This window comes from Pseudoalteromonas sp. RB2-MNA-CIBAN-0110 (assembly GCF_040309305.1).
GTDB lineage: Bacteria > Pseudomonadota > Gammaproteobacteria > Enterobacterales > Alteromonadaceae > Pseudoalteromonas > Pseudoalteromonas arctica.
The window spans coordinates 58,299-65,801 of sequence record NZ_JBEOOQ010000029.1; the positions used below are offsets into that span (position 1 = coordinate 58,299).

The window sequence follows — 7,503 nt, forward strand, 5'->3', positions numbered from 1 at the left end:
GTTAATAAATTACTCGTCTGCAAACCAACAAATGTTTCGTGCAGCCATAATCAGTTCACCCGCTTTTTCAGATGAAAGTTCTGTGATATCAACTAATTCGTCAATACCTTGCTCTGCCAAGTCTTCAAGTGTAACAACACCCTTGCTTGCCATAACAAATGCTAAGTGACGCTCTAAGCCTTCAAGCGCAAGTAAGTCTTCAGCTGGCTCTGCGCCATCTAAGCTTTCTTCCGTTTTAAGTGCTTTAGTTGTCAATGCATCTTTTGCGCGTGAGCGCAGTAAATCTACAGTCTCTTCATCAAGACCATCAATTTCTAAAAATTCAGACGCTGGTACATACGCCACTTCTTCAAGTGTCGAGAAACCTTCGTTGATAAGTAATGATGCAAACTCATCATCAATTTCTAAATTTTCAGTGAATAAGTTAAGTAACTTATCAGATTCAGCTTCATTTTTAGTACGCATGTCTTCAACAGTCATTACGTTTAGTTCCCAGCCAGTTAACTGACTTGCTAAACGAACGTTTTGACCATTACGACCAATTGCTTGCGCTAGGTTATCTGCTTCTACAGCGATATCCATTGAGTGAGTGTCTTCATCCATTACGATTGAAGCAACTTCTGCTGGCGCCATTGCATTGATAACAAATTGTGCCGGGTTGTCATCGTAAAGTACGATATCAACACGCTCACCGCCAAGTTCTGACGATACAGCCTGAACTCGTGCCCCACGCATACCAACACATGCACCAATTGGGTCTATGCGTTTGTCGTTAGATTTAACAGCAATTTTAGCGCGTGAACCTGGATCACGTGCTGCTGCACGTAATTCAATCATCTCTTCGCCAATTTCTGGCACCTCAATGCGGAATAATTCCATTAGCATTTCAGGTTTAGAGCGCGTTACAAATAATTGTGCACCGCGTGCTTCAGGCTTAACTTCATATAAAAGACCACGGATACGGTCACCCGGGCGGAAGTTTTCACGTGGTAACATGTCATCACGGTAAATTACCGCTTCTGCGTTGTTACCTAAATCAAGCACGATTGCATCGCGAGTTGCTTTTTTAACAACACCCGTTACCAGCTCGCCTTCTTGATCTTTGTATGCTTCAACAACTAAAGCGCGCTCAGCTTCACGTACTTTTTGTACGATAACTTGCTTAGCCATTTGTGTTGTAATACGGTCAAATTTGATTGAGTCGATTTGCTCTTCAACATAATCACCCATTTGCAAATCAGGTTCTTCAACCTGTGCTGCTTCTAGAGTGATTTCGCTGTATGGGTTCTCTAAAGAACCATCTTCTAATACAGCGGCAATCTGCCAACGACGGAACGTATCGTAATCACCGGTTTTACGGTCAATTGCTACGCGTACTTCAATTTCGCCATCGTGTTTTTTCTTTGTAGCTGTCGCTAAAGCGAACTCTAGAGCTTCAAAAATCTTTTCTTTTGGAACCGCTTTCTCATTGGAAACGGCTTCAGCAACCAATAATATCTCTTTTGCCATGGGTAATGCCTCGCTTGCCCTATTCCTTCGCACTCGAATTTAAAACTTCGCGATTAAATTCGCACGTTCGATGTTACTAAGCATGATCAGATGCTCTGCACCATCGCTAGATAGTGTGATCATATCGCTGCTAACTGCTACTAAGTCGCCTTTAAAATTACGACGACCATCCTGTGGAAGTTTAGTACGCACGCGTACTTCCTCTCCTTGCGCCTGCTCGTAGTGATCTTGTTTGAATAATAGACGATCAACACCAGGAGACGATACTTCCAAATCATATTCATTTGTAATTGGGTCTTCGACGTCTAAAATCGCACTAATTTGGCGACTTGCATCCGCACAGTTATCAACTGAGATCCCATCCTCATGAGCAATATATACTCTTAAGGTAGAATGGCGACCCGCTTGCACAAATTCAAGACCATGCAATTCAAAGCCTAACATTTCTACCGCAGGCGTTAACATGGTTACTAAATCTTGTTCAAGTTTTGTCACGAAAATCCTCCATACAAACAAAAAAAGGGCTTATAGCCCTAAAATACTGAGTTTAAGTTTTAATTTGATGACAATTGCCACAAATCGCAAGGTGCAGATACAACAACGCCCCGAACCAAGCGGGGCGTCACACCAATAAAGCATAAAACTGTGTGGCCTAGGGCCAAGCTTGGTTGCGAGTCAGTAAACTGACCTAATTAAACTACATAGTCTAAAACGCAAAACGCGCATTACTTAGAATGCGCGATATAAATTAGTAAGGTAATACCTACTAGTAGAATTGGTTGCGGGAGCCGGATTTGAACCGACGACCTTCGGGTTATGAGCCCGACGAGCTACCAGACTGCTCCATCCCGCGCCAATAGATATCAAACTTTAAATTTAATATCGCTGTTAGCTGTTTTACAACATGCTAAACAATGGCCGCTATTATAAGGATGTACGGGATGATTAGCAACTATAATACGCAATTAGTTTATAAAATTTCCAATTCGTCAAGATGCTAATTTAATGTATATATAAGTAACATAAGTAATCAATCAATTTTATAAAATGCTGTCTCTAAATTATTAAATATTACAGCTTATTATTTTTGAGTGAAAATCAAACAAACTAAATTTGAGCTACCTTAGTACCTTTTAGATGCTTACAATTTACCAGAAAATAAATTGATATAACTAAAACCCATACTTTAACACTAAAAAAACGTGCAGAATTTTATCTGCCCGCTATAATCAATTTTATGCCACTTAATAATAATAGTTATTACTCACTGCAGCGAGATAAAAATGAACCAACAACAATCAGCATTGTTAAATAACTTAACAATTATTAAGCCAAATTTTCATGCATTCACGGCTCGATTTCACAGTAAATTGGCTGAATCTAGCATTGAAATGAATTACCCAACAGCCTTACAATTTAACGAAAAGAGTTTTACCCTTTTTTGTGTGTTAGAACGAATTGTTAAACATTTAGATAAGCCAGCATCGGTAGCTCCTTTTTTAGCACATCATTTAATGTACCTAAAAAAAAGCAGTGTTTCGCAAAGTGACATTGCACTATTATCTGATGCGTTTTACGAAACCCTTAAAGAGCACCTTGGTAAACACTTTACTCCTGAGAGCCAGCTCGCTTGGAAAAAAGCCCTTAAATATTTTGAAAACTTTGCCAGCAATATTCTATTTAATGTATCTAATGTGGTTTCGTTACAACAAAAAATGCAGCAAAAGCAAAGTAATAAAATTTAAATATACAATTTTTAGGGGTGGCAATTTAACTTACTTAACCTCCCCATTAATTAAACTCATTTGCACACCATGATCCAACACGCCTTTATTGCCCTGATAATCGGTTAAGCCTTTTTGCCCTATTCACTCGTAGTTAAATAGTAAAACGATCCTTTAATTAAATACGTCCGTATAAAAAAATTTGGCTTTACTATGACCCATCACAAAACACTCAGACTAATACTAGGCGATCAGCTAAACCCATCTCATTCATGGTACAAGCAAAAAGACGACGACACGCTTTACCTCATCGCAGAACTAAAACAAGAAACTGACTACGTTAAACATCACATTCAAAAACTGTGTGCTTTTTTTAATGCTATGGAAAACTTTGCAACTGCATTAAACACGGCAGGTTTTAATGTTTTACATTTAACACTTGATGATACCGATGACGACAAGGACTTGATTGAATTACTCAAGCGAGTTGCCGATAAATACCAATGCGACTCTATTGAATATCAATACCCTGACGAGTTTAGGCTAAAATCTCAATTAGCTAAGTTTAAAAGTGATAGCTCATTAAATGTAATTGCTACAGATACTGAACACTTTTTATTACCGTTCACCGATATAAAAACACGCTTTACAAAAAACAAGCATGTAACAATGGAGCACTTTTATCGTGCTATGCGTAAGCAATTTAATATATTAATTGATGATGCAAAGCCAACTGGTGGCAAATGGAATTTTGATAGTAATAATCGTAATAAATTTTCCAAAAAAGACTTAGCCGACATCCCAGAGCCTAAGTTATTCAATACTGATGTTAGCAGCATTATTTCTCGTTTAAATAAACACAACGTCGCTTATTTGGGTGAAATAAATGAACATTCACTGGAGTGGCCAACAACGCGTAAACAAGCGATTGAATCTCTTGAATACTTTTGTGAGCACTTACTTAGTCGCTTTGGTCACTTTCAAGATGCGATGACAGATCAAAGTAAAAACAATACCAGCCTGTACCATAGCCGTTTATCGTTTGCCCTAAACGCAAAAATACTCCACCCGTTATATGTAATCAAACGTGTAATAAGCGAATACGAACAAAGACCCAATGAAATATCCCTCTCGCAAGTAGAGGGCTTTACCAGGCAAATATTAGGCTGGAGAGAGTATGTACGTGCCATTTATTGGATTAACATGCCCGACTACGCAGTTAAAAATCAATTACAAGCCAAAAATAAACTGCCATCTTATTTTTGGAACAGCTCTACAAAAATGAATTGTCTAAGCCACTCACTCAAGCAAAGCCTTGAAACCGCTTATGCTCATCATATTCAGCGCCTAATGGTTATTGGGAACTTTTGCATGCTCACAGGAATAAGCCCTGATGACGTAGACAACTGGTACTTAGGCGTTTATATAGATGCCATAGAATGGGTAGAAATGCCCAACACCCGAGGCATGAGCCAGTTTGCCGATGATGGAATAATTGCAACAAAGCCTTATGCTGCAAGCGGTAACTACATTAATAAAATGAGCGATTACTGCAAAAGCTGTCAGTACGATGTTAAACAAAAAGTAGGAGATAAGGCCTGCCCGCTAAATAGCTTGTATTGGCATTTCATGAATAGACACAGAGACAGGCTAGAGAAGAACCCACGTATTGGTATGGTATATAAAAACTGGGATAAACAAGATGAAACACTTCAAGAACAAACGCTGCAACAAGCAACCTACTACCTTAATAATTTAGAAGCGCTTTAAGTAAAAAAACCGCCTCAAATGAGGCGGCTAAATAATCAGGGGAATATGTACTTTAGAAGACTATTTACCTTCTATTAGATTGCTATTACCAATTTCTATTTTACGTGGTTTAAGTGCTTCAGGAATTTCACGCTGTAACTCTATGCTTAATAAGCCGTTAGCTAAATCGGCACCAAGTACTTTTACATGGTCTCCAAGCTGAAATTTACGTTCAAAGTTACGCTCTGCTATACCTTGATGAATAAACTTACGTTCATTATTTTCATCTTTATTAGCTTTAATACCTGCAACTTTTAATGTGTTGTTTTCTGACTCAATGGTTAATTCACTATCACTAAAACCGGCAACGGCCATAGTGATTCTGTATTTGTCTTTATCGAGTGCTTCTATATTGTAAGGAGGAAAACTCGGCTGCTTGTCTGTATTAGCTGCCGCATCCATAAGTGATGCTAAATGTTCGAAGCCGATAAATGAACGATAAAGTGGTGATAAGTCTACTGTACGCATAATAATATCCTCATATTTAAGCGATATTTTGCATGTGCTTTTCTATTGAACAAGCTCAAGCAAAGTTTAATTAATAATATAAATTTCAATTGTTTAAGTTTAATTTAGGACCCATCAGGCGTCCTACTTAACTATATATGGACGGTAAAATTGTTTTCAAGTAAATTTATTAAAAATAAATAAAAAAGGCACTGAAGAGTGCCTTTTTTGAAACCATTTAAAATGAATACTATTTAATAAATGTGCCCCGGATTGGATAGTCGTTTTCTCTTGAAAACTTAATCCCACCTAGCAGTTGCTCTAAATCAGGACGAACAAACGGGCTGTTTGATATATCTACCATTTGCAGCTGATTTTTTTCATTAAGCACATAAATTCCTGGTTCAGCAAATGGATGATCAGTTTCTGCACCACTGCGAGGCTCGCTAATATGTAGCCCTAAATCAGTCATTTGTTCGATTGTTAAACCATAGTAAATTGGGAAGTTAATATCTATTTTTTCAAGATGTTTATTAAGCTGCTCATGGCTATCACCACTTACTGCAACCACTTCAACTCCAGCCTCTTTAAAGTCTTTATGAACTTTAGCAAGCTCGTTGAGTTGCGCAGTACATTTAGGGCAGTGCTGGCCTCGATAAACAACAATCATTTTCCACGGAGAGTCACTTATTCTGTCAACTAAATCTACCTTTTTCTCATCAACATCACTCACTACTAGTGATGGCATAATATCCGCAGGTTTTAAACTAGTGTTACTCATTGCGATCTCCTTTTACTATTTCAGATTAAAAATTAATTTTGCTCTTACAAATAGAGTTTAGGGTAACTTTTATTAATTCAACCTAAAATTGCAATTAAAATCTATTAAAGCTTTAAGACCATCCCTTTATTTTTCTATAAATGGTAGATGCACTTACCCCTAAATAAGCAGCAGCAAGAGGAATGTTGTCTTCGCAGCTTTTGATTGCGTTTTCAATAGCCCTTTTTTCAACTTGCCATAATGGTTCTATATCGTGAACCGACATAGGAGATAATTGAACACTCTGATCGTTTGTATTGTGAATTGACTTAGTTGAGCTTGAGTGTTTTACAGCGCCTAGACCAAATGAATTTGGTAGCATATCTCTTTCTATTACATCGCCATCATTAATAACGACTGTATTTTCAATTACATTTTGCAGTTCGCGTATATTTCCTGGCCAATCGTAATTACAAAAAAGCGCCTTAACTTCATCAGAAAAGCCAATAAAATGTTTAGCGTTGCTATCGCTTTTTTGTTTTAAAATATACTCAGCGAGCAGCAAAATATCGTTTCCGCGCTCCCTTAAAGGCGGGAGCTTTACGGGGATAACATTTAAACGATAATATAAATCTTCTCTAAAGCGCCCCTCTGCTACCTCTATTATTGGATTTCTGTTGGTTGCACATACCAAGCGGACATCGCTGTGTAATACTTCGCTGCTACCAACCTTGCTAAATATGCCAGTTTGTAAAAAGCGCAATAACTTAGCTTGTAAGTTAAGCTCCATTTCACATAGTTCATCTAGAAATAACGTACCGCCGTTGGCCACTTCAACTGCGCCCTTACGATCGCTTAAAGCGCCACTAAATGCCCCTTTAACATGCCCAAAAAATTCAGACTCAAATAATTCAGCAGGGATCGCAGCACAGTTTATAGCAATAAACGGCCCTTTATTTCGGGGACTTGCATCATGAAGAGTTTGTGCACAAACTTCTTTACCGGTTCCACTTTCACCTGTAATAAATACGCATGCTTTGCTTCTAGCTGCACTATCTAGCAATCTAAAAACGGTTTTCATTGCGAGAGATTCACCAACAAAATCTTGGCTTTTATCACTGCTTTGAACCAAAGGTTGTACTTTAGTTTGCTCTTTGGGTGTTAACGCGCTTTCTACTGTTGTGGTCAGCTAATTCCGGACAGTGAATTAAGTTTTTCTTCGGCTACTCCAGGGGCAACCATTTGGTTGTGGCT

7 protein-coding genes and 1 tRNA gene are annotated in these 7,503 nt (G+C 38.2%); 2 read left to right on the forward strand and 6 right to left on the reverse strand.

All coding sequences use genetic code 11. The features are described from left to right. Positions 1 to 9: 9 nt before the first annotated feature. From nusA to AAEY68_RS14345, 3 genes are all read right to left on the reverse strand, one after another. Positions 10 to 1,509, reverse strand: coding sequence for a transcription termination factor NusA (gene nusA, locus AAEY68_RS14335; RefSeq protein ID WP_007585502.1), 1,500 nt, complete (start codon positions 1,507 to 1,509; stop codon positions 10 to 12). 39 nt (positions 1,510 to 1,548) lie between these two features. Next, positions 1,549 to 2,004, reverse strand: a complete 456-nt coding sequence (gene rimP, locus AAEY68_RS14340; RefSeq protein ID WP_002958482.1) for a ribosome maturation factor RimP — start codon at positions 2,002 to 2,004, stop codon at positions 1,549 to 1,551. Between the two features lie 281 nt (positions 2,005 to 2,285). Beyond that, positions 2,286 to 2,362, reverse strand: a tRNA-Met gene (locus AAEY68_RS14345). A 430-nt stretch (positions 2,363 to 2,792) separates the two neighbouring features. Between AAEY68_RS14345 and AAEY68_RS14350 the strand changes: the two genes are divergently transcribed. Next, positions 2,793 to 3,254 carry a globin domain-containing protein gene (locus AAEY68_RS14350; RefSeq protein ID WP_007585499.1) on the forward strand — a complete coding sequence of 154 codons (462 nt, stop codon included), beginning with the start codon at positions 2,793 to 2,795 and terminating at the stop codon, positions 3,252 to 3,254. A gap of 192 nt (positions 3,255 to 3,446) precedes the next feature. Then, a complete protein-coding gene (locus AAEY68_RS14355) occupies positions 3,447 to 5,003 on the forward strand; it encodes a cryptochrome/photolyase family protein (protein WP_024593893.1) in 1,557 nt (518 codons plus the stop codon). Between the two features lie 60 nt (positions 5,004 to 5,063). On the opposite strand, the gene AAEY68_RS14360 is transcribed toward AAEY68_RS14355, so the two are convergent. From AAEY68_RS14360 to AAEY68_RS14370, 3 genes are all read right to left on the reverse strand, one after another. Then, positions 5,064 to 5,510, reverse strand: a complete 447-nt coding sequence (locus AAEY68_RS14360; protein ID WP_007585496.1) for an Hsp20 family protein — start codon at positions 5,508 to 5,510, stop codon at positions 5,064 to 5,066. Positions 5,511 to 5,739: 229 nt separating this feature from the next. Next, positions 5,740 to 6,270 carry a peroxiredoxin-like family protein gene (locus AAEY68_RS14365; RefSeq protein WP_007585494.1) on the reverse strand — a complete coding sequence of 177 codons (531 nt, stop codon included), beginning with the start codon at positions 6,268 to 6,270 and terminating at the stop codon, positions 5,740 to 5,742. A gap of 112 nt (positions 6,271 to 6,382) precedes the next feature. Further along, positions 6,383 to 7,381: a sigma-54 interaction domain-containing protein gene (locus AAEY68_RS14370; RefSeq protein ID WP_350586184.1), complete on the reverse strand. Its 999-nt coding sequence runs from the start codon at positions 7,379 to 7,381 to the stop codon at positions 6,383 to 6,385. Positions 7,382 to 7,503 lie beyond the last annotated feature (122 nt).

Bases quoted from the DNA above. Each gene is read 5' to 3' on its own strand.
- AAEY68_RS14355 (WP_024593893.1), top strand. From the start codon at position 3,447: ATGACCCATCACAAAACACTCAGACTAATACTAGGCGATCAGCTAAAC.
- AAEY68_RS14350 (WP_007585499.1), top strand. From the start codon at position 2,793: ATGAACCAACAACAATCAGCATTGTTAAATAACTTAACAATTATTAAG.
- nusA (WP_007585502.1), bottom strand. From the start codon at position 1,509: ATGGCAAAAGAGATATTATTGGTTGCTGAAGCCGTTTCCAATGAGAAA.
- AAEY68_RS14365 (WP_007585494.1), bottom strand. From the start codon at position 6,270: ATGAGTAACACTAGTTTAAAACCTGCGGATATTATGCCATCACTAGTA.
- AAEY68_RS14360 (WP_007585496.1), bottom strand. From the start codon at position 5,510: ATGCGTACAGTAGACTTATCACCACTTTATCGTTCATTTATCGGCTTC.